Raw genomic sequence first — 21535 nt, 5'->3', positions numbered from 1 at the left:
AGATGTAAATCGGCCCGGACTGTGCCATGTTTCCCGCTTGCCAAGGCGGAGATCTTCCGCGGCGACCGAGCGAAACCATTGTGACGAGTGACGGCACCATGAGCGATCTGACCATCATACTGGGGAACAAGAACTATTCTTCCTGGTCGTTGCGGGCCTGGCTCGCCCTCAAGCACACCGGCGCCGAGCACGATGAGATCGTCATTCCACTCTACCGCGACGATTATCTCGACGAGATCCGGCGGCACTCGCCCTCGGGCAAGGTACCGGCCCTGCGTCATGGCGATACGGTGGTCTGGGAATCGCTGGCGATCGCCGAATATCTCGCCGAGCTCTTTCCGATGGCCGGCTTGTGGCCAACGGACCGTGAACCCCGTGCCGTCGCGCGCGCGATTTCAGCCGAGATGCATGCCGGTTTTACCGCGCTTCGAACGCACCTGCCGATGAATATTCGTGGGCGTTTCCCCGGCCACGACTATCCCCCCGAGGTCCAGCAGGACATCAACCGTATCACCGCGATCTGGCGCGATTGCCGCACCCGGTTCAGTGGCGAAGGGCCGTTCCTGTTTGGCGATTTCACGATTGCCGACGCCATGTTCGCGCCGGTGGTTTGGCGCTTCAACACCTACGAAGTCAAACTCGGCGACGGCGCCGCCGCCTACTGCGAGGCGATCAAGAGCTGGCCCGGCATGCACGAGTGGGTATCCGCCGCCGAGGGCGAGCCGTGGATCATCGACAGTTCGGAATTCTGAGGCAACTAACAAAAGGTTGTCGAACCGAAAGGCGTTTTGACGGTTGGTGAGCACGAACGCATGGGTGGCCGGGACCAATTAATGTTGAATGTCGTTTACGGTAGAGCGATCAACGGTCACCGCCCGAATCGCCCCAGATGACCACGCTCCGTTACCCCGACTTCTTGTGCATCGGCGCCCAGAAATCGGGGACCTCCTGGCTGCACGTCAACCTGTGCAATCATCCCCGGTTGTGGTTGCCGCCCCTAAAGGAGCTGCACTATTTCGACCATGTCTGGAACGTCCGTGGCGACAAGTCCTACCGCCACCTTGTCTGGTGGTGGCGGCGGAGCGCCCGAGTAGCTGCCGAAATTCGGTGCCACGGGTGGCCCGGCATCGAACGCATCAGATGGTATGGACGCTACTTGTCGTTCCTGAGCGACAAGTGGTACGGCAACTTATTTCCGCCCGATTCCGACGTTCGGGTGGGCGAGGTGACGCCGGCCTATTCGCGCCTCGATGAGGAGGGTGTCGGCCATGTCGCTCGCCTTGTCGGGAACGCGAAAGTTATCTACATCCTGCGCAATCCAATCGAACGGTCGTGGTCGGCGGCCGCCATGCGTATCAGAAACGCGTGCGGCATCACGATCGACCGGGCCGACGAAACTCAAATATGGCAAATTCTCGGCCATCCCAGCATTAGGAAGGGCGCCGACTATGTAAGACATATCAAGCTGTGGCGAAGGCATTTCGGCGAATCGAACGTTCACATCGCATTCTATGATGACCTCTGCGCCGACCCGCGATCGTTCCTGCGCGCGATCTTGGGTTTCCTCGAGGTCGAACCGTCCGGCGGCGCGATCACCGAGCGAGCGGACACTCGTATTGGGAAAATCAACAATGTTCCGATTAGCGGCCGCTACCTGGCCTCGTTGCTCGACCTCCACCGTGACCAGCTTTTCGATGCCCACCAGTATTTGCGCAATCGGCATACAGCCGCTTGGCTGGAATCCGCGAACGGCCGACCGGAAGCGATCTGATCGCGACTCCGCCTATTCGATAAGGCCGGCCTCGCGGTAATACCGCTCGGCCCCGGGATGCAACGGTATCGCCGCGCCGTCGAGAGCGGACTCGGTACGGATATGCTCGCCTTTGGGATGGCCGCTGCTGAGCAACCGGCGACTGTTGTCGTGCCACAGCGCGCGCGTCATGCCGTAAACGATATCCTCGTCGATATCGGCCGACAGAACCCATTGCGCGCCCACCGCCAACGTCCGCACTTCCGCCGTACCGGCGTAGGTCTCGGCGGGAATGAGATTGAAGGCGAAGAACGGATAGTCTTCGATAAGCTGCGCGGCTTGCTCGCCTTCCACCGACAACAGGTCGATTTCGATTTCTTCGGAAAGGATGGAGATCGCGTTGGTCGGCACCCCGGCGACCAGGAAAAAGGCATCGAGGCCGCCGTCGCGAAGCAAATCGCCGGCCGGTCCCGGCAACAGGTAGAACGGCTTGAGGTCGAATTCTTCGATGCCAAAGGTCTTGAGGATGATCTGCGCGTCGACCAGGGTCCCCGATTCGGGGGCACCCAGCGCGACGCGTTTGCCCCGCAAATCGGCCACCGAGGCGATGCCGGAGTCGCGGCGAACCACGACTTGCACGCTTTCGGGATAGAGGTTGGCGATCAAACGCAGCTTTTCGTAGGGTCCGCGCCAGGCGTAAACCCCGGTCCCGGTATAGGCCCAATAGGCGACGTCGGCCTGCGATAAACCCGAGTCGATCTCGCCGGCGGCGATGCCATTGATGTTATCGACGGAACCCTCGGTCGACTGTGCCACCGCGATAAGACCCGGCACGCCGCAGCTGCCGCCCTTGTCGCAGGATCGCGACCCGGGCGGATTGGAAATCAGGCTGGCAAGCAGCCCGCCGATGGGAAAATACGTGCCCCCGGTCGAGCCGGTGCCGATACGAAAAAAGGAAAGCTGTTGTGCAGCCGCGGCACCGGCGAGGACGGCGATCGCGCAGCCCAGCAAGACACCGACAGCTCGCAGACGCGGTATCCCGGATCTGCCGGACATCGAGCTCAACATCCCGAATCGGGCAAGGCTTCGAGCTTGGTCAGCGTGGCCAGGGCGGCGAAAGCGTCGGACTCGAGAATGAAACCGCTGATGACCCCGTTGGCGTGGGTCTGCCCGTCGAATTCCGTCAACGGTGGCGCCGACTCGTCATCGAGATCGAAGACCGCGGTCCGGATCCGCCATGACGGTCCGTCCAGCAACGTGACCGAACCGGTCGGCGGGGTTCCCGCCTCCATTGGTTCATCGACCACGAAATCGGTGGCAAAGTTCGCGCCGTCGGTTCCGGAGCCGTCGAACAGAATGTAAGAAAGTTGGCGGGCGCCGGTTTCGATCTTGCCGATGGTGTGGATTCCGGCCTCGATCGGAAACCGTGTGCCTTGCGGGAGCTCGAGCTCCTTGGCTTCGGGGCTGACATAGCTGACGATTCCCGAACCGCCGGGTTTGTCCAGTCTTGCGCTCCCGCGAATCGTCTCGATCTCGTCGCCATCGAGACGGAAACTGGTCAAGAACCGAAAGCTCACGCCGTCCTTCGATTCCCAAGCGCTGTATTGGCTGTCGAGAGTGACGCTGTACCCCTCGACGGCGCTCAACCGAATGACGGTGCGATCGGTCAGCGTGTGTCCATCGCAATCGTCGGACAACTCGAACACCATCAATCCATCGATGACCGTGGCCTCTTTTTGGCCGACTCCCGGTGCGGCGGAAAGGACATAGGTTGCCCGATGCGGCGTCATCGTCGCGCCATGCGCGGCCTCCGCGCCGGCCACGGTCAGGACCGCGAAACCTATCGTCGCCGCGGTTACAAATCTTCGCCCGATTGCCATCACAAATCCTTTTTTCACCCTGATGCCTTCGACTGAGCCGGCCGGAATCCGATCCCGCGTGAATCGGTTCGGGGTCGCTTCCGGACCGAAGCCGGCGGCGCCTTGGCCCCGCCTCGCCGACTCCGCCTAGCCTACGACACCAGGACCGCCGGCGACAATGCGCCACTTGATCGATCGGCGGCGCCGGCAATCGACGGTACGGGTTGGCCCTGGATAAGATCGGGAACGCGTGCCAATTTGGACCGCTCTTGCCGCGACGCAAAGAAGACGGAAAACCTGTGACGACCGCGCAGCTCACCATTGTCATCATCCTGGCATTGACCTTTGGCTTCTTCGTCTGGGGCCGGGTGCGCTATGACGTTGTCGCCGGAGGCGCGCTGTGCCTCGCCGTGCTGTCGGGACTGATCCCGTCCGGCGATGCCTTTCTGGGATTTGGCCATCCGGCCACGATAACGGTGGGCGCGGTGCTCATCCTCAGCCGTGCGCTCACCGCATCGGGTGCCATCGACCTCATCGCGCGCCGACTGATTCCCGAAACCCCGCGCCCGGATTTGCGGATCGCCGGGCTCGGCACGTTGGCGGCGGCGCTGTCGGCGGTCATCAACAATGTCGGCGCGCTCGCATTATTGATGCCGGTCGCCATCCAGTCCTCGCTCAAAGCCAAACAATCGCCGGCACTGGTGCTGATGCCGTTGGCCTTCGCATCCATTCTCGGCGGGTTGGTGACCCTGATCGGGACCCCGCCCAACATCATCATCGCGACCTTCCGCGAGCAGGCCCTGGGCACGCCATTTTCGATGTTCTCGTTCACGCCGGTCGGCGCCACGGTGGCGGTGGTCGGCGTCCTGTTCGTTGCCCTTCTCGGCTGGCGGCTGCTGCCCAAGGCGGTACGCGAACGCGCGCCGACGGAAGATCTGTTCGACATCGAAGGTTACCTGACCGAGGCCCGGGTGTTGAAGGACTCGGCGGCCAATGGGCAACAGGTCGCCGACCTCGAGCAGGCCGCCGCCGAGCACGACGTCTCGGTCATCGGTGTCGTTCGCGGCGGCCGCCAGGTGCGCGTTTCGCGCCGCGAAAAACTGCGCACCAACGACAGATTGCTGGTCGAAGGCAACCCCGACGGACTCGACACGTTCATCGCCGAGCTCGGCCTCAAGATCATGGGCACCAAGGGAGAAAAAAGCGGCTTCGGCGGCGATCAATTGTCCCTCGTCGAAGCCGTCGTGCCGGCCCGGTCGCGCGTCGACGGGCGAACCGTCGAATCGCTCCGGCTGGTCCATCGATACGGCATCAACCTGCTCGCCGTCGCCCGCCAGGGCAAGCCTTATCGCGGCCGCCTCGCCAAACTTCAATTCCAGCCCGGCGACGTCCTGTTGCTGCAGGGCGATGCCGATCGCTTGCCCGAGACGGTGGCGACACTTGGTTGCCTGCCGTTGGCCGAGCGCGGCCTGCAGTTCGGCAAAGGACATCAGGCGTGGCTGGCGATCGGTATCTTCGCCGCCGCGGTCGGCTTCGCCGCTGCTGGGTTGGTCGGGCTGCCGATCGCCTTCGCCACCGCCGTCGTCGCCGTTGTCGTTTCCGGCATCCTGCCGGTACGCGACTTGTACGAGGGCGTCGACTGGCCGGTCATCGTGCTGCTCGGCGCGATGATCCCAATCGGCGGCGCCCTGCAGACCACCGGGACCACCGACCTGGTCGCCCAGGGCATCGTCGCCGCGTCGCAGGGCGCGCCGGTCGCGCTGGTGCTGACCCTGGTCCTGGTCGTGACCATGACGTTGTCGGATATCCTCAACAACGCCGCCACCGCGGTCATCATGGCGCCGATCGGTCTCGCCATCGCCGAGCGCCTCGGGGTCAACGGCGACCCGTTCCTGATGGCGGTCGCTGTCGGCGCGTCGTGCGCCTTCCTGACCCCGATCGGACACCAGAACAACACCCTGGTGATGGGTCCCGGCGGCTATGCGTTCGGCGATTACTGGCGTATGGGCCTGCCGCTCGAGATCGTCATCACGGTCGTCGCCGTGCCGATGATCCTCATCGTCTGGCCGCTCTAGGATACGACCGCAATCCGAGCGACGTTCCCCACAACCACGCGCCACTGTTCCGACACCGCGAGCACGGCGAGGGTTTTTTCGTGACCGGGAAATCGATTTTCACTAGAGGTAAGCGCAATGCTGCATGACCTCCAAACGCCGTCCTTGGTGCTCGACCGCGACCGGCTGATCCGCAATTGCGAGCGGATGAAGGCGCGGATGACGGCGCTCGATGTCGGCCTGCGGCCCCATATCAAGACCGCGAAGTGCGCCGAGGTCGCGGCCATGGCCTGCGATACGCGGCGCTGCCTGACCGTCTCGACGATGGCCGAAGCGCGCTTCTTCGCCGAACGCGGCTATCACGACTTGATCTATGCGGTCGGCTTGGTGCCGGCGAAGGTGGCGGCACTCGAGGCGATCGCGACCCGAACCGGGGCCAAGATCGCCGGCATCGTCGACACCGTCGCGGCCGCCGAGGCGATCGCCGCCGCGGCTGCCGACCTTGATTATGTCCAGCCGCTCTATGCCGAGATCGATACCGGCGATGGGCGCGGTGGCGTGCTGCCCCAGTCCGATGTGGTGCTAGCGATCGCCGACGCGGTCGTCGCCAGTGACGCGCTAGCCTGGGACGGCGTCCTGACCCACGGCGGACAGTCCTACCAGAGCCCGGGCCGCGATGCCGGGCGCGACGCCGCGGAGGAGGAGCGTCGCGGCGTCACCGCCGCCGCCGAGCGCCTGCGCGCCGCCGGCCACCCCTGCCCCAATGTTTCCGCCGGTTCGACACCGACCGCGACCCACGCCGAGAACGGCGCCGGTCTGACCGAAATGCGTCCCGGGGTCTACGTCTTCGGCGACCTCGACCAGATGGCGCTCGGCTCGTGCGATTATGACGATATCGCGGTCACCGTGCTGGCCTCGGTGATCGGCCACAACCAGCAGCGCGGGCACCTATTGACTGATGCCGGCGGCCTCGCGCTGTCGAAGGATATCAGCGCCGGCGGCCTGCTCGACCATGCCGGCTATGGCTGGGTGGCGGCCGAACAGGGCGCCCCCATCGACGACCTCTATGTCGCCCGCGTATCGCAGGAACATGGCATCGTCTGTCGCAAGGACGGCCGGCCCGTGGACTTCGATCGCTATCCGATCGGGTCGCGGCTGCGCATCCTGCCCAACCATGTCTGCATGACCACCGCGGCTTATGACCGCTACCACGTGCTGACCGGCGACGGGCTCGAGGTCTGGCACCGCGCCGTCGGCTGGTACTAGGGTACGATCCCGAGTGCATCCGAGACGGGTCCAAGATATTTGCTCGGCGTCGGGATTTCCTTGATAGTTGGCACGTGCCGCCTTGGATCGGGCCTCAACCGACACCGGCCGAAACCGGAGGAATTGCAATGTTCCGACTGATTTGGAGTCTCTACACCGCCGGCATCGTTGTTTTCTTCATCTTGTTCCTCATCTTCGTCCCCAACATTCCCCTGGGCGTCGCGGTCTACACCGCGATTCTGTGGCCCTATGGCGTCTATGAAAATTTCATCGCCGCGCCGCCGTCGTGATCACGGAGACTTGAGTCCCATTGCATGCCATGCACTGGCCTTGATCGGACGCACGGATTATATGTGACCGCAAATCGGTACCGTCCGATCTCCGCAACGCCAATGCCCGCGCCGCCGCCCGGTATCGCGACGGCTGGTCCGCCAAAAAGAGGAGCCGCCCATGTCGACCATCAATACCCTGTTCCCGCGCCAGCCGGTGCCATCACTCGAGGTCGCCACCATCGGCGGCGGCAGCTGGAAGCTCGCCGACCGAAAGCCCGACAACTTCACGCTGGTCGTCTTCTATCGTGGCCTGCACTGCCCGATTTGCGCCACCTATCTCGGCGACCTCAACCGCAAGGCCGATGACTTCGCCGAACGCGGCGTGGATATCGTCGTCATCAGCAGCGACGGCGAGGAGCGGGCCGCCGAAGCCAAGGAGAAGTGGGGCATGGACAATCTGACAATCGGCTACGACCTCGATCTCGACAAGGCCCGGGAATGGGGTCTCTACATCTCCTCGGGCCGCGGCAAGACGTCGGTCGGTATCGAGGAGCCGGCGCTGTTCAGCGAGCCCGCGATCTATCTGGTTCGGCCCGACGGTACGCTGTATTTCGGCACCGTTCAGACCATGCCCTTCGCGCGGCCGCGCTTCGCCGATATCCTTGGCGCGCTCGATTTCGTCATCGACAAGGATTACCCGGCGCGCGGCGAGGTGGTCGACCACAATGCGCCGCAGGCGGCCTGACCCCCTTGTCTTGTCCGCTCGATGGATGACGACCGCGAGCTGATCGACCGCACGGCCAGCGACGTCGTCGACTTGCTGCGCTCGGGCACGGTCACGCCGCACGACCTACTCGCCGTCCTAGAACGCCGCGTCGCCGCAATCGACGGCGTCGTCCATGCGCTGCCGACCTTGTGTTTCGATCGTGCCCGCGAAGCGGCCGACGCGCTTCTCGCCCGTCCCGCCGCGGCGCGAGGGATCCTCGCCGGCCTGCCGGTGCCGATCAAGGACCTGACCGAGGTCGCCGGGGTCCGCACGACCTACGGCTCGCCGATCTTTCGCGACCATGTGCCGGAGCGTTCCGACATTCTCGTCGAACGGCTCGAAGAGGAGGGCGCGTTGGTCTACGCCAAATCGAACACGCCGGAATTCGGCGCCGGCGCCAGCACCTTCAACGAGGTTTTCGAGACCACCCGCAACCCGTGGGACGTGACGAAGTCGGCGGCGGGGTCCTCGGGTGGCGCATGGCTCGGATATGGGCGGCTCGCTGCGCAATCCGGCCAGCTTCTGCGGTGTTGTCGGGCTGCGTCCGACGCCGGGGCGGGTCGCGCGATCACCCGGCATGCAGCTTTTCGATAGCCTGTCGGTCAATGGACCGATGGGCCGCACCGTGGCCGACGTCGCGTTGCTGCTCGACGCGATGACCGGCAGTCACCGCCGTGACCCGATCTCACTGCCGCGCGAGGCGGCCGGTTTTCGGCATGTCGTCGGCACCCTGCGGCGGCCGCGCAAGGTCGCCTACAGCGATGATCTCGGCATCACGCCGGTCGAGCCCGAGGTCGCCGCCTTGTGCCGCCGCGCCGCCCATCGGTTCGAAGAAATGGGGGTCCCGGTGGTCGAGGCGTACCCCGATTTTTCCGACCTCAACGAGATCTTCCATACGCTGCGGGCGCTCAACTACGCCGCGACCAAGGCGCACCTGTTGGCGTCGCACCGCGACCTGCTCAAGCCCGAGGTGGTATGGAACATCGAGAAGGGGCTCGCGTTGACGGCGGACCAAGTCGTCAAGGCGGAATCCGGGCGCTGGGCGCTGTTTCACCGGGTCGCCGATTTCTTCGAGGACTACGACCTGCTGCTGTCGCCGGCCACCATCGTCAGCCCGTTCCCCGCCGAGCAGCGCTATGTCGAGAGCTGCGACGGGCACGTCTTCGAGACCTATGTCGATTGGCTGGCTGTCGCCTATGCGCTAACCGTCGCCGCCTGCCCCGCGCTGTCCCTGCCCTGCGGCATCACCGCGGACGGTTTGCCGGTCGGCCTCCAGATCGCCGCCGCGCCGCACCAGGAAGGGCCGCTGCTCGCGGCTGCCGCGTTGTTGGAGAACGTCCTCGACATGCGCGCCCGGATCCCGATCGATCCGCGTCCCGTCGGCCTGGGCGAGCACGAAGAATAACGGGCAAAGGTTAGGTTCGACCTTCCGGTCCCGTTCGGTCGGCGGCCAGGTCAGGCGCGGATTTCGACACCCGGTAGACTGCACAGCATCTCGAACAACAGGTTGGCGCCGAGCAGGGAGGTGTTGCCGGTGGTGTCGTAGGGCGGTGCCACCTCGACCAGATCGCCGCCGATGATGTCGAGGCCACGGCAGCCGCGGATCACTTCGATCGCCTGCATACTAGTCAGGCCGCCGATCTCCGGCGTACCGGTGCCGGGGGCATAGGCCGGATCGATGCCGTCGATGTCGAAGCTGATATAGACCGGCCCGTCGCCGAGCTGGTTCCTGACCTCATTCATCAGCGGCGTCAGAGATTTATGCCAGCACTCCTCGGCCTGGACGACGCGGGCGCCCTGGTGCCGAGGCCAATCGAAATCGTCGGCCGCGTAGCCGGTGGCGCGGACCCCGATCTGGACCATGCGCTTGGGCTCGATCAAGCCTTCCTCGATGGCGCGGCGGAACGGCGTGCCGTGAGTGATTCGTTCGCCGAACATCATGTCGTTGACGTCGGCATGGGCGTCGACATGAACCATGCCGACCGGCCCGTGGACACGGTGGACGGCGCGCAGGATGGGCAGCACGATGGTGTGATCGCCGCCGATCGCCAGGGTCTTTGCGCCGCGGGCCAGAATGTCGTCGAAGGCCCGCTCGATGATCTCGACCGACTTGGCCAGGTTGAAGGTGTTGATCGCGACATCGCCGATATCGGCGACCGACAGCGAGTCGAACGGCGCCGCGCGGGTCGCCATGTTGTAGGGCCGGACCATTGCCGATTCGGCCCGGATTTCACGCGGCCCGAAGCGGGCGCCGGCGCGGTTCGAGGTTCCGATATCGAACGGGACGCCGACGAAGCAGACGTCGAGCCCCTCGGCGGTGGCGAATGACGGCAAACGCATCATCGTCGCCGGCCCGGCAAAGCGCGGCATTTGGTTACCGCCGAGCGGCTGGTGAAAGGTCTTGGTCATCACGGTCCCTCTTGCGCTAGCGCCGGTCGCCGGCGAATGGACGCATCAATATCCTCACGCGTCCAGATCGAGCGGTGCAATGTCGTCGAAGGCGTCGCCGGGCCCGGCATTCTCGGCAGCGGTTCGGCCGCCAAGATGAGTCATGACGCCCCATACCGCATTGAGCGCCGTCGTCACCGCGCCCTCTGCCCATCCGGCGGTCCACGACACATCGTCGCCGGCGAGGAAGATGCCACGATGTTCGGGGGCGATCCGGTCTTGCATGAAATGCGTGAAAACCCGCCGCTGGTAGCGGTAGTGCCCCGGCAGGTTGGCCTTGAACGCACCCATGAAATAGGGCTCGCTTTCCCAAGAAATGGTGATTGGATCGGCGACGATATGGCGGCGGATATCGACGCGTGGATAGATCTCCTCGAGCGACTGCAGCATGATGTCGACCCGCTCTTGGGCCGACAGCGGCAGCCATTTCAGGGAATCGTCGTTCCACGTATAGGACAGGCAGATCAGGCCCGGACGGTCGATGCCGTTGTCGAGCAGATAGGTGCCGCGGGTCATCCGGTCGCTCAGCGTCATACTCATCACGTCGCGCCCGGTCTCGGCGTCCTTGTCCTTCCAGAACGGCCGGTCGACGATGACGAAGGTCTTGGACGCCTGCATGTAATGGGTGCGTTCGATGGCGGTCCAGTGATCGGTCGGGAATAGGCGCACGTCGCACTTGATCATGTTCAACAGCATCCACGCCTGGGCGGTCACGATCGCCACCGGGTAGGTACGCGTGGCGCCATCCTCGTCGACCACGGTGACGTTGTTGGCGTGGGTGCGGTAGAGGTCGGTCACGCCGGGACGCGTGCGCCCGTCGTTGAGGCTGCGCAGGGTCGTGCCGGCCGGCCAATGGGACCATGCCGCTGTCGGGACCGAGCTCCCACAGCCGCTCCGGTAGCCGCTGGACGCCGCCGACCACGGTACGATGATCGTCGTCGGCGCCGGTATAGACGACGCGCAAGATCTCCAGCATCGAGTTGGGGTAATCGGTATCCCAGCCGCCGGTGCCGAACCCGACCTGACCGAAGATCTCGCGATAATGGAAGTCGGCGAACTCTTCAGATCGCGCCAAGAAACCGTAGAAGGTTTGCTCGTCCAGCGTCCGTACCAGCGGATCCCAGATCTCCTTGATCGCGGCGGCATCGCGGTCGCGTATGGCCCGCTGCATGGCGGAGAACTGGGCCGTGTTTTCGAGCACGTCCTGCCACGCCCCGAGCACGCCCTGATAGATTTGCGGCAGATCGGCCATCGTTTGCGCGTATTCGGCGCGTCCCTTTAGATCGATCACCGTGCTCGGCGTCGCCGCCGCCAGAGGATTTGGGAACGGCACCGTTTCCAGTCCACACAGATCGAAGTAGTGATAGAGCACGGTCGAGGACGGCGGAAAGCGCATCGCCCCCATCTCGGCGATGACGTCGTCATAGCCTGAGAAGCTGCGCGATTTGAGCCGACCGCCGATCTGGTCGGCCTCGTAGACGATCGGCTTGAGGCCCAACTTCATCAGCTCGAACGCCGCCACCATACCGGCACACCCGCCACCGACGATCGCCACCTCGGTACCGTGGCGCTCGACCGGGACACTGCCGGTGCCCGCCGGGTGCGTGATGAAATCGTCGTAGGCAAACGGGAAATCAGGGCCGAACATCGTGATCGGCTTGTCGCTCGGCGTACTTTCCGGATGAAATCCGGCCGGTGTCGAGGCCATCGCCCTATCTTATCGCCAATTAGTCAAGCCAAGACGCTGCCACGGGCCCCGGTCGGTATCGCCCGTCCGCTGCCGAAACTGCCAATCCGCTAGGCCCTCGACCCGTCGTCCGAGCGCCGCCCAATAGCCCACAAGCCGACGACCAATACCGCCGCGCCGGCAAGCAGCGCCAGCCACCACGAGTACCCGTAGCCTGTCGGGATGGTGCCGAGACCGACCGCGACCACGCCGACGCCGAGGGCATAGGGGATCTGAGTTCGCACGTGATCGATGTGGTCACATCCCGAGGCCAGCGATGACAGAATGGTCGTGTCCGATATCGGCGAACAATGATCGCCCCAGACGGCGCCGCCCATGACCGCCGCCACGGTCGAGTAGATCAGGTAGACATGAGCGCCATCATCGGTCAGACCGTTGGCGGCCATGATCGCCCAAGTCAGGGGAATCGCCAGCGGCATCATGATCCCCATAACGCCCCAGCTCGATCCAGTGGCGAACGCCGTCGCCGCCGCGAGCGCGAAGACCAGCGTCGGCACCATTTGCGCCGGCACTGTGTCGCCAAGCGCGGTGACCAGGAAATCGCCGGTGTGCAAGGCATCGTTCACATTGGCCAGCGACCACGCCAAGACGAGAATGATGATCGCCAGCAACATCGAACGGACGCCGGCATACCAGGCATCGATGGTTTCGGACAGGGACAGGATCCCCTGCCCCAACGATAACGCGATGGCCACAACGACGGCGATCAGGGACGCCCACATCATGGCCAGATAAGAATCGCCGCTGCCGATGATATCGCGCAGCGACGCGTCTTCGCCTTCCGCGCTGGTGCCGGTGACGTAGATCCCGATCATCGTGCCGACCACCAGAACCAGAACCGGAACGACGGCGTTGAGCGCGCGTTGCGGCTTGTCGGGCTTGGGCTCGCGTTCCGCCGCCTCCTGCGGCGATTCACCGACATGGGCGCCGATACGGCTGACCAGGCCTTCGCTGCGGGCGCGTCGTTCCGCCTTCAGCATGGGCCCGAAATCACGGCCCGATGCGGCGATCAGGAAGACGAACAAAATGGCCAATATGGGATAGAAGCTATAGGCGATCGAATTGAGGAAGATCGAATAGGCCGATTCCTCGAAGCCTTCGATCTTGGACACGCTTTCGCCGATCAGGCCAACCTCGAAACCGATCCAGGTCGTGACCAGCGCGATCGTCGCCACCGGCGCCGCTGTCGAGTCGACAATATAAGCGAGCTTCTCGCGCGAAATGCGCAGTCGGTCGGCAATCGGCCGCATCGTGTTGCCGACGATCAGGGTGTTGGCGTAGTCGTCGAAGAAAATGGCGACACCCAGCACACTGGTCGTAAGTTGGCCGCGCTTGGGGGACCGCGCCCAATTGACCATGCCATTGACGATTCCGGCGGTCCCGCCGTTCCGTGATATGATCCCGACCATACCGCCAATCATCAGCGAGAACAGAATGACCGCGAGATGCCCCCAATCGTTGAGGGCGTTGAGCACATGCTCGGGCACGGTGTCGACGAGGCCATACCAGATCGAAGACAGCGACAGGCCATAGACCAGGGCCCCACCCAGCCAGATCCCTAAAAACAATGCAGGGATCACTTGGCGCAGTGCCAGCGCGATGACAATTGCGATCAGCGCCGGCAAGATCGACATCCACCCCGGTATCGTGCTGACCGTGCTTTCCACCAAATTCGTGCCGGACGGATGCGATATCATGATGACCGGGGATCCGCCTTCCGTGACGACACCGCTGACGACAGCTTCGCCCTCGACGACATCGATCGGATAGTCCCGACCCTCGACGCTGATCACATGGCCCATCCCGGGAACGATACGGCCCTCCGGGTCCTTGACTTTGACCTCGAACGGCACGCCCTGGAGGATGACGTCGGGGACTTCCAGCTCGATCGATGTTTCCTGTGCCAGCGCCGCCGAAGCCGCCACCGCGACACAGACGCAGAACGCCAACGATACGGCCACGCGTCGAATCAAATCTCCTGCGATCATCTTGTTGTCTCCCAAGTCATCTGTCACCTTACGATGCCTTAGTGCGGGCATCTTCGTTGGACCGTGATTGGTTTCGCCGGCTTTGTCGTCGTCCAGCTAATTCAATGACATCTTACGATGTAGACCGAACAGGGCGCGTGACGGGCGACCTGCGCCGCCGACGCCCCCAGGATATACGTCTTCAGGCTGGGCCGGTGCGACGCCATCACGATCAATGTCGCGCCAATATTTGTCGCGGCATCTATGATTGCGACGCTGGTGCTGCCGACACCCAAGATGCATTTGGCGTCGATTTCTTTGGGGACGATCTTCTTGGCCAGCGTCTCGAGTCGCTCGAGCGTGCTCTTTTGAAACATGTCTTCGAGGTTTTCCGGCACCGGCACGCCCGGCATGTTCAACTCGACCTTGGGTACCACGGTCAAGAGGTTGAGCTCGGCGCCACGATGGCGGACTTCATCCACCGCGACCGGCAACACTTCGCCCCAGGAACTCTCCTCGTGCAAATCGATTGGAACCAGGATCTTTTCCATAACCTTTCCTCCACATCCATTCGGACAAGCGACGGCGGCGGCACAGGGCGGGGCAACAACCGTCGCGTGAGAGATCACCGGGCACGTAGCGGCAACACCCGATCATGCGACCGGCACCGTTGAGGCAGGGCCCAAGTTTTCCCTTATCGACCAACCTTATAACAACTATGGCACAAAACGCGCCAAAGAAATCGCTCCGGCGACGGCCTTTTGCGGCCGATGCCGCCCGCCGCCGGGTGGCGCCCGCGAACACCCATTGAGCGACGCCGGAATCTACATTGACGGCCCGCCGTCGTGGTCCGACCGCGCGGCAGTGACGATCCAATCCCGAAAGGCCCCAAGGTCGCGATCGCCCAGGGCGCCCTTCGGATAGGCGAGGTGGTAGCCATAGGCAGGCAGCTCGACGGCCGAAACCTGTAACAGCTGACCGGCAGCCAGTTCCGCGGCGACCAGCCGATCGTTCAGGGCAATGCCCTGACCGTCGATCACCGCCTGGACCCGCACGTTCGGATCCGGCACGACGAGATCGTTCCGCCGCGACCGATAGGTCAGCCCGGCGGCCGCGTGCCAGTCGCGCCAAGCCAGGCTGCCGTCGCGGTCGTGGAGCAAAATCAGGTCTTCCAATGCGGCTTCGAGCCCGATTTCGCCGACCCGTGTGGCGATCGTGATTCCGGCAACTGGAAACGCGGGGCAGGCAAGCAGCGGTTCGATCACCATATCGGTCCAGTCGCCCTTGCCCCAGCGAATGGCCATATCGATGCCTTGCGTCCGGAGGTCGATAAGATCGATCAGGGGCTGTAGACGCAATCCGATTCGCGGATTATCCGCGATAAAGGTCATGAGACGCGGGGACAGCCAGCGCGACGCGAAATAGGTCGACATCCCGATGGTGATGCGTCCCGGGCCTTCCCCTTTCAACGCCGCGATCTCCCGGTCCAGATCGCGGAATGCCGCATGGCTGGCCTGCCAAAGCTTCCGCCCTTTTTCGGTCAACACGATACCGCGCGGTCGGCGTTCAAAGACCCGGAAACCGAGTTCACCCTCCAACCGGCCGATCTGATAGCTGATCGCGCCTTTGGTGAGGTTCAACTCGTTCGCCGCTGCCGTAAAGCTGAGATGGCGTGCCACGACATCGAACAGGCGCAAGCCGTCATAGGAACGAAAGCCCATCCGTACTGTTTAAGAAATTTGATCAATATGTGCAAATAATTTGGTTTGTCATAAATCCCGCCGTACGGTTTCCTAAGTGGCTTAGGAGCCGGTCTGGCGGCATCTTTCGATGGCCCTCCGAACGAATGGCTTTCGAGCAAGATATTTGATCGCGGAGACCCTTGCTGCACGATCTCAATACCGATCCCTCACCCGGTTCCGCCGCTGTTCGGCGCGGTCGCCGCGGCGGCCGATCCGCCCGCGTGGCGCGCAACGCGGCGCGCGATGCCGTGCCGCGCTGCGCCGTCATCACCCGCAAGGCGCCGGTCTACGATCTTCTCGGCGAAGAAGCGCTGCAACGCATCGAGGCCCACGCCGACTGGATCTTGCGTGAAATCGGCATCGAGTTTCGCGGCGATGAAGAGGCACTGCGCCTGTTCAAAGACGCCGGCGCGACGGTCACCGGCGAGCGTGTGCGCTTCGACGCCGGCCTGGCGCGGACGCTCTGTTCGTCGGCGCCCAAAAGCTTTCGCATGGAAGGGCGCGACTCCGCATCTTCGATCACGCTCGGCGGTGATCACGTGGTTTTCATGCCGGCCTACGGCCCACCATTCGTCACCGACCTGGAACACGGTCGGCGCTATGCCACGATCGAGGACTTCCGCAACTTCGTGAAACTCGCCTACGCATCGCCTTGGCTGCACCATTCCGGCGGCACGGTCTGCGAGCCCGTCGACGTCCCCGCCAACAAACGTCACCTGGACATGGTGTATGCGCATCTGCGGTTTTCGACAAAGCCGTTCATGGGATCGGTGACGGCGCCCGAACGGGCCGCGGATTCGATTGCCATGGCGCGCCTCGTTTTCGGCGACGCCTGTCTCGAAGAAAACTGCGTGATCCAAGGCAACATCAACGTCAATTCGCCGTTGGTCTACGACCACGTCATGTCCGGCGCCCTCAAAGTCTATGCCCGAGCCAACCAGAGCGTCGTCGTCTCGCCGTTCATACTCGGTGGCGCCATGGGGCCGGTCACCCAACCCGCCCTGTTGGCCCAGGCCCATGCCGAGGCAATGGCCGGCATCGCGCTGAGTCAACTGGTGCGCAGGGGCGCGCCGGTCGTCTACGGGAATTTTCTGTCGACCATGAACCTGAAGACGGGGGCCCCGACATTCGGCACGCCGGAAGCCAATCTGTCGACCTTCGCCATCGCCCAATTGTGCCGACGGCTCGGCTTGCCGCTGCGCTGCGGCGGCCACCTGACCGCCTCGAAGGTCGCCGACGGCCAGGCCATGCAGGAATCGGTCGCCAGCATGATGGCGGGCATTCTCGCCGGCTCCAACTTCGTCTTCCACGCCGCCGGATGGCTCGAAGGCGGCCTGACGATGGGTTACGAAAAATTCGTCATGGACCTCGATCACTGCGCGATGATGCATCGCATGATGGCGGGCCTAACCGTCGATTCGAATGAATTGGCCGCCGACGCCTATCGCGAGGCAGGGCCCGGTGAGACGTTCTTGGGCACTGCCCACACGCTGGCCCATTTCGAGACCGCGAATTGCATCTCCGAGCTTGCCGACACCACACCCTACGAACAATGGGTGGAGAACGGCCGGCACGATCTCGAACGGCGCGCCCATGGGCGCTGGAAAGACATGCTGGCCGCGTATCAGGCGCCGGCGCTCGACCCGGCGACCGACGAAGCGCTGCAGGATTTCATGGCGCGGCGGAAATCGGCGCTGCCCGATCAGTGGCACTAGACGTTACCACCAATCTTCAGCAAAGGAATCGCGCATGGATACTTCCAAATGCGTTCGACTTCCCACCGGCGGTGCCGTGGCCGGGCTCGAACCGACCGACTACATCCCGCCGGAAACGCTCGAGGCCGGAGACCCCCAGGAGCGTGGCCTCAGTTTCTATGCCAACCAGACCGGTCAACTCGACGCCGGGGTCTGGCAATGCGAACCCAATCGGCATGTCATCGAGGCCGCGCCATACGACGAGTTCGTCTACCTGCTTCAAGGCCGCATCGACGTGATCGACGACGAGGGCGGGGTCGAGACGTTCAAGGCGGGCGACAGCTTCATGATGCCGCGCGGCTGCAAATGCACCTGGGACGTCAAGGAACCGGTGCGCAAGCTGTATGTGGTCCTAACGGCCGAGGCCTATCGGGGTTAGTCGCGGCACCCCGCGGCGGGAAGCGCTATTGCTCGAGGCCGGCACGGCGCAGCCCGTCGATGATTTGCTCGGCACAGGAATTGGCGCCGTATTGCCCGATCGTGCGGCGCACCAGGTCGACCGTAAAATCGGGCTTCATGCGCAGCAGCGCGCCCACCGCTTCGGCCGCCTCGTCGTCACGCCCGAGATGGCCGAGCGCGGCGGCGGCGTGGGCCAGAGGCCAATAATGGGAATTAGGCTGCTGCATCGCCTTGCGCGCCCAGACCACGGCCTCTTCGTATTGCCCCATGTTGAAATGGGCGCGTCCAAGCATGACGAGATAACTCCAAACGTTCGGGTCCCGCGGATTGAGGCGGATCGCCTTTTCGATTGCGGCGATGCCGTCCGCCGGGCGGCCGCCATAGACGAGTGCCGTGCCGAGCCCGAAATGGGCGCGCGCCGAGTTGGGATTGCATTCCAGGGCTAGTTCCATTTCGTCAAGCGCACGCTGGTGGGCTTGCTGAAACAGGTAGACCCGGCCTTGGGCGAAGTGGCCGACCGAATCGCGCGGATCGAGAACGATCGCCCGACGCGCCGCCACCTCCGCTTCGGCGAGCGCCGCCTTGGGATCGTCGTCGTGGCCGAGAATGATCTTTAGAATGCCGACATAGGCGAGCTCGGCGAATGCGGTCGCGAAGGTGGGGTCCTGCTCGATCGCCATCTTGAACAGCCGGTAGGCGTCGTCCAGGCCCTCGATCGTAAACAGGTGGCGGGAGGCCAACCCGCGCTGGAAACAACTCCACGTATCGAGATCCTGTGGCGGCTTGCGCCGCGCCCGCTGCAGTTCCGCGTTGCTGAGTTCGGGCTCGAGCGTGGCGACGATCCTCTCGGCGATCTCGTCCTGCAGATCGAAGATATCCTCGACGACGCTCTCGAATCGTTCCGCCCACACCGTCGCGCCGGTGGCGGCGTCGATCAGATCGGCCGACACCCGTATCCGCGGTCCCGCCCGGCGGATGCTGCCGCCGACGATATAGCGTACGCCCAATTCCCGCGCCGCGTCCTGCGCCCCGACCGTGCGGCCCTTGTAGCTGAAGGCCGATCCCCGCGCGATGACGAAGAACCAGCGAAAGCGCGACAGCCCGGCGGTGATATCCTCGGCCAATCCGTCGGCGAGAAAATCGTGCTCGGCGGTATCGCTCAAGTTCTTGAACGGCAACACCGCCACCGAAGGCCGTTCCGAGGCGACCGCATCGTCCATTGGCGTGGCATCTTTGTCGCCCGTCGAAGACGCCGGCGCCTCGGCATCGGCGGTATCCGCGGGCACAGGCTCGGCCGCGGATTTTGGCTCCGCCCGGACCTCGGCGTTCGCATGGCTTCGCGTCGGCACGAACTCAGCGGCAAACATCGCCGCGGGTTCGGTCCGTACCGCCTCGTAGAGGGTATCGGTTGTCGATTCGGGCGCCACGCTCAGGCGCGCCGACAATTCGTTGCGGCAGAGCTCGTATTGGCGAATTGCCAGGCCGCGCTGACCGGCCGCCGCATAGAGCCGCATCAGAACCCGATGCAAATCCTCTCGAACCGGATCGACCGTTAACGCCCGCCGCGCGGTTCCGATCGCCTCGACGAATGCACCGGTCGCCGCCTGATAATCGAGAAGTTCCGCCAGTGCCCCCAAGGCAAGATCGCGGAGCCGAGTCGATTCGACCATCAGCCATTCCAGATAGGGCGTTTCGGTCGCCCCCGCCCCGTCCAGCAAATCGCCGCCATAAAGCTCCGCGGCCGCCTGCAGGGCCTCCGGCGTGCGGTCGAGGAGGCAGAGCTCGAAATCGGCGACATCAACCCACACCGAATCGAAAGCCAGGGCGACGGTGTCGCCGTCGGTGACGATGGCATCGCCGCCGATTTGCTTGCGGATTGCGGTGAGCGCATTGCGCAGACTGCCGCGCGCCTGTTCCTCGGCACGGTCGCCCCATAGCAATTCGGTCAATCGGTCGCGCGAATGGGCGCGACCCGGTGGATTGGCGAGAAAGGCGAGCAGCAACCGCGCCTTCCGCGTCGGCAACGAAATCTCCGCCCCATCGGGTCCGACCGCCTCAAACCCGCCCAAAAGCTTGAGCCGCAGCGGCGTCCGCCCCTCGGTGCCGACCGTGCCGAGCAGGTGATATTTCTGAGTCTTTGCCATGACTTACCGTCTTTTAACGCATTTTTAACGCCGCCGTCACGCGGCGCACAACACCGGGTTCACAGCCCGATCCTAAAAAGGCACCACGTTCTAACGGCAACAGGACTGATGGTGCGATGCACCAGGGGTCAAAAATAGGAAACCAGATCATGTCGACCGCTACGCTCACGACGACGCTGAGGCGGCCCCATTTGGAGGTGCGTCCGACATTGTTCTCCCGGTTATTCCGGATCCCGATGACCGTGGTCACCGAGATGCTGCGTCGCCACGCCAACCGGGTCGCCATCGCACGCCTGTCTGCGATGAGCGACGCCCAGCTGAGAGATCTCGGGATACACCGGTCCCAGATTCCGCTCATCGTAATGGAAATCGAAAAGGTCGAGGAGCAACGCAATGCCTACTATTCGCGCTAACGGGTCGACCGTCGCATTCCGCGAAACGGGGCGCGGCACTCCGGTAATTCTGCTCCACGCCTCGGCGAGTTGCAGCACGCAGTGGACATCGCTGATTGACAAATTGGGGCCCTGGCACCAGGTCCTCGCGCCCGATCTCTATGGCTGCGGTGACAGCGACCGTTGGCTGGGCTGGCATCCGCTGGACCTGGCCGAAGAGGCCGCGGTCGTCACCGCCCTCATGGCGCGCTGTGCAAGTCCGGTTCATCTCGTCGGTCATTCCTATGGCGGCGCGGTCGCCTTGCGGGTCGCGCTCGAACATCCGGATTGGGTGCGCAGCCTGACCGTCGTCGAGCCGACGGCGTTCTACCTGTTGGGCAACGGCGACCGTAACGATCGCGCCCTGTTCGACGAGGTTCGCGCACTCGCCGACGATGTCGAACACGCCATTTCCCTGGGCAATTTCGACCGCGCGACGGCACGAATTGTTACCTATTGGGGTGGCAGCGGCGCCTGGGACACGGCATCCGCCGTCCAGCGGGCGACGTTGCGGCGAGCGATACGTCAAATCCCGCATCAATTCGACTCCGTGTTCAACGAAATGACGACACTCAACGCGTTTCGCCATTTGCATGTGCCGACCCTCGTCCTGCGCGGCGAGGCCTCGCCGCAACCGACGCGTCGTGTCGCCGAGATGCTGGGCGCCGTCCTGCCGATGGCCCACCTCGAGACCATCGCCCAGGCCGGGCACATGATGCCGCTAACGCACGCGACGACGATAAATGAGCTGATTTCCGACCACCTGAATCGGGGATATCCGGTTGGCCTGGAATCGAACGTGGCTTGATTCCGGTCGCCAACGAAAGGGGATGCGACATGGCTATGACGATCGACCACAGGGGAACAAACATTCGGCACGCACGACCGAGCTCGGACACAGAGGGTATCAAAATTCGCCGGCCCCGTGAGGCATGC

At 63.8% G+C, this 21535-nt stretch carries 17 protein-coding genes and 2 pseudogenes; 11 read left to right on the top strand and 8 right to left on the bottom strand.

Annotation, left to right across the window (positions count from 1 at the left end):
- Positions 1-98 precede the first annotated feature (98 nt).
- Both GY791_09525 and GY791_09520 read left to right on the top strand, forming a co-directional pair.
- Positions 99-752 (top strand): glutathione S-transferase family protein, encoded by a 654-nt coding sequence (locus GY791_09525; protein MCP4328658.1) that lies wholly within the window; start codon positions 99-101, stop codon positions 750-752.
- 137 nt (positions 753-889) lie between these two features.
- Positions 890-1771, top strand: coding sequence for a sulfotransferase (locus GY791_09520; protein ID MCP4328657.1), 882 nt, complete (start codon positions 890-892; stop codon positions 1769-1771).
- Positions 1772-1783: 12 nt separating this feature from the next.
- Here GY791_09520 and GY791_09515 read toward each other — a convergent pair whose 3' ends face one another.
- Both GY791_09515 and GY791_09510 read right to left on the bottom strand, forming a co-directional pair.
- A complete protein-coding gene (locus GY791_09515; protein MCP4328656.1) occupies positions 1784-2806 on the bottom strand; it encodes a TAXI family TRAP transporter solute-binding subunit in 1023 nt (340 codons plus the stop codon).
- Between the two features lie 5 nt (positions 2807-2811).
- Positions 2812-3630, bottom strand: coding sequence for a DUF1849 family protein (locus GY791_09510; GenBank protein MCP4328655.1), 819 nt, complete (start codon positions 3628-3630; stop codon positions 2812-2814).
- A 278-nt stretch (positions 3631-3908) separates the two neighbouring features.
- Between GY791_09510 and GY791_09505 the strand changes: the two genes are divergently transcribed.
- From GY791_09505 to GY791_09485, 5 genes and pseudogenes are all read left to right on the top strand, one after another.
- Positions 3909-5684, top strand: a complete 1776-nt coding sequence (locus tag GY791_09505) for an SLC13 family permease (protein MCP4328654.1) — start codon at positions 3909-3911, stop codon at positions 5682-5684.
- Positions 5685-5801: 117 nt separating this feature from the next.
- Positions 5802-6929 (top strand): hypothetical protein, encoded by a 1128-nt coding sequence (locus GY791_09500; protein ID MCP4328653.1) that lies wholly within the window; start codon positions 5802-5804, stop codon positions 6927-6929.
- Positions 6930-7057: 128 nt separating this feature from the next.
- Complete coding sequence (locus GY791_09495; GenBank protein MCP4328652.1) at positions 7058-7219, top strand: hypothetical protein; 162 nt, start codon at positions 7058-7060, stop codon at positions 7217-7219.
- 160 nt (positions 7220-7379) lie between these two features.
- Positions 7380-7946, top strand: coding sequence for an AhpC/TSA family protein (locus GY791_09490; protein ID MCP4328651.1), 567 nt, complete (start codon positions 7380-7382; stop codon positions 7944-7946).
- Between the two features lie 21 nt (positions 7947-7967).
- Positions 7968-9372: pseudogene (locus GY791_09485) on the top strand (amidase).
- 50 nt (positions 9373-9422) lie between these two features.
- On the opposite strand, the gene speB reads toward GY791_09485, so the two are convergent.
- From speB to GY791_09460, 5 genes and pseudogenes are all read right to left on the bottom strand, one after another.
- The gene (speB, locus tag GY791_09480) at positions 9423-10376 is read right to left on the bottom strand and encodes an agmatinase (protein ID MCP4328650.1); all 954 of its coding nucleotides are present in this window, start codon (positions 10374-10376) and stop codon (positions 9423-9425) included.
- 54 nt (positions 10377-10430) lie between these two features.
- A pseudogene (locus tag GY791_09475) lies at positions 10431-12123 on the bottom strand (FAD-dependent oxidoreductase).
- 89 nt (positions 12124-12212) lie between these two features.
- Positions 12213-14150, bottom strand: a complete 1938-nt coding sequence (locus GY791_09470; GenBank protein ID MCP4328649.1) for a Na+/H+ antiporter NhaC family protein — start codon at positions 14148-14150, stop codon at positions 12213-12215.
- 101 nt (positions 14151-14251) lie between these two features.
- Complete coding sequence (locus GY791_09465) at positions 14252-14680, bottom strand: universal stress protein (protein MCP4328648.1); 429 nt, start codon at positions 14678-14680, stop codon at positions 14252-14254.
- Positions 14681-14953: 273 nt separating this feature from the next.
- Positions 14954-15850 (bottom strand): LysR family transcriptional regulator, encoded by an 897-nt coding sequence (locus tag GY791_09460; GenBank protein ID MCP4328647.1) that lies wholly within the window; start codon positions 15848-15850, stop codon positions 14954-14956.
- A 164-nt stretch (positions 15851-16014) separates the two neighbouring features.
- Between GY791_09460 and GY791_09455 the strand changes: the two genes are divergently transcribed.
- Both GY791_09455 and GY791_09450 read left to right on the top strand, forming a co-directional pair.
- Positions 16015-17586, top strand: a complete 1572-nt coding sequence (locus tag GY791_09455) for a trimethylamine methyltransferase family protein (protein MCP4328646.1) — start codon at positions 16015-16017, stop codon at positions 17584-17586.
- A 34-nt stretch (positions 17587-17620) separates the two neighbouring features.
- Positions 17621-18004, top strand: coding sequence for a DUF861 domain-containing protein (locus GY791_09450; protein MCP4328645.1), 384 nt, complete (start codon positions 17621-17623; stop codon positions 18002-18004).
- Positions 18005-18029: 25 nt separating this feature from the next.
- Here GY791_09450 and GY791_09445 read toward each other — a convergent pair whose 3' ends face one another.
- Positions 18030-20168 carry a hypothetical protein gene (locus tag GY791_09445; protein ID MCP4328644.1) on the bottom strand — a complete coding sequence of 713 codons (2139 nt, stop codon included), beginning with the start codon at positions 20166-20168 and terminating at the stop codon, positions 18030-18032.
- Between the two features lie 149 nt (positions 20169-20317).
- On the opposite strand from GY791_09445, the gene GY791_09440 reads away from it, so the two are divergent.
- The gene (locus GY791_09440) at positions 20318-20581 is read left to right on the top strand and encodes a DUF1127 domain-containing protein (GenBank protein ID MCP4328643.1); all 264 of its coding nucleotides are present in this window, start codon (positions 20318-20320) and stop codon (positions 20579-20581) included.
- The gene (locus GY791_09435) at positions 20562-21407 is read left to right on the top strand and encodes an alpha/beta hydrolase (GenBank protein ID MCP4328642.1); all 846 of its coding nucleotides are present in this window, start codon (positions 20562-20564) and stop codon (positions 21405-21407) included. Before GY791_09440 ends, GY791_09435 begins: the two co-directional genes overlap by 20 nt.
- The last annotated feature ends 128 nt before the right edge of the window (positions 21408-21535 follow it).

The sequence above is a fragment of the Alphaproteobacteria bacterium genome (assembly GCA_024244705.1).
Taxonomy (GTDB): domain Bacteria; phylum Pseudomonadota; class Alphaproteobacteria; order JAAEOK01; family JAAEOK01; genus JAAEOK01.
This window is presented reverse-complemented; position numbering and strand designations above follow the sequence as displayed.

Excerpts from the sequence above, each read along its gene's own strand:
- GY791_09495 (MCP4328652.1), top strand. The coding sequence starts at position 7,058 with ATGTTCCGACTGATTTGGAGTCTCTACACCGCCGGCATCGTTGTTTTC.
- GY791_09435 (MCP4328642.1), top strand. The coding sequence starts at position 20,562 with ATGCCTACTATTCGCGCTAACGGGTCGACCGTCGCATTCCGCGAAACG.
- GY791_09470 (MCP4328649.1), bottom strand. The coding sequence starts at position 14,150 with ATGATCGCAGGAGATTTGATTCGACGCGTGGCCGTATCGTTGGCGTTC.
- GY791_09460 (MCP4328647.1), bottom strand. The coding sequence starts at position 15,850 with ATGGGCTTTCGTTCCTATGACGGCTTGCGCCTGTTCGATGTCGTGGCA.
- GY791_09450 (MCP4328645.1), top strand. The coding sequence starts at position 17,621 with ATGGATACTTCCAAATGCGTTCGACTTCCCACCGGCGGTGCCGTGGCC.
- GY791_09525 (MCP4328658.1), top strand. The coding sequence starts at position 99 with ATGAGCGATCTGACCATCATACTGGGGAACAAGAACTATTCTTCCTGG.
- GY791_09520 (MCP4328657.1), top strand. The coding sequence starts at position 890 with ATGACCACGCTCCGTTACCCCGACTTCTTGTGCATCGGCGCCCAGAAA.
- GY791_09500 (MCP4328653.1), top strand. The coding sequence starts at position 5,802 with ATGCTGCATGACCTCCAAACGCCGTCCTTGGTGCTCGACCGCGACCGG.
- speB (MCP4328650.1), bottom strand. The coding sequence starts at position 10,376 with ATGACCAAGACCTTTCACCAGCCGCTCGGCGGTAACCAAATGCCGCGC.
- GY791_09445 (MCP4328644.1), bottom strand. The coding sequence starts at position 20,168 with ATGGCAAAGACTCAGAAATATCACCTGCTCGGCACGGTCGGCACCGAG.
- GY791_09510 (MCP4328655.1), bottom strand. The coding sequence starts at position 3,630 with ATGGCAATCGGGCGAAGATTTGTAACCGCGGCGACGATAGGTTTCGCG.
- GY791_09515 (MCP4328656.1), bottom strand. The coding sequence starts at position 2,806 with ATGTCCGGCAGATCCGGGATACCGCGTCTGCGAGCTGTCGGTGTCTTG.
- GY791_09465 (MCP4328648.1), bottom strand. The coding sequence starts at position 14,680 with ATGGAAAAGATCCTGGTTCCAATCGATTTGCACGAGGAGAGTTCCTGG.
- GY791_09490 (MCP4328651.1), top strand. The coding sequence starts at position 7,380 with ATGTCGACCATCAATACCCTGTTCCCGCGCCAGCCGGTGCCATCACTC.
- GY791_09440 (MCP4328643.1), top strand. The coding sequence starts at position 20,318 with ATGTCGACCGCTACGCTCACGACGACGCTGAGGCGGCCCCATTTGGAG.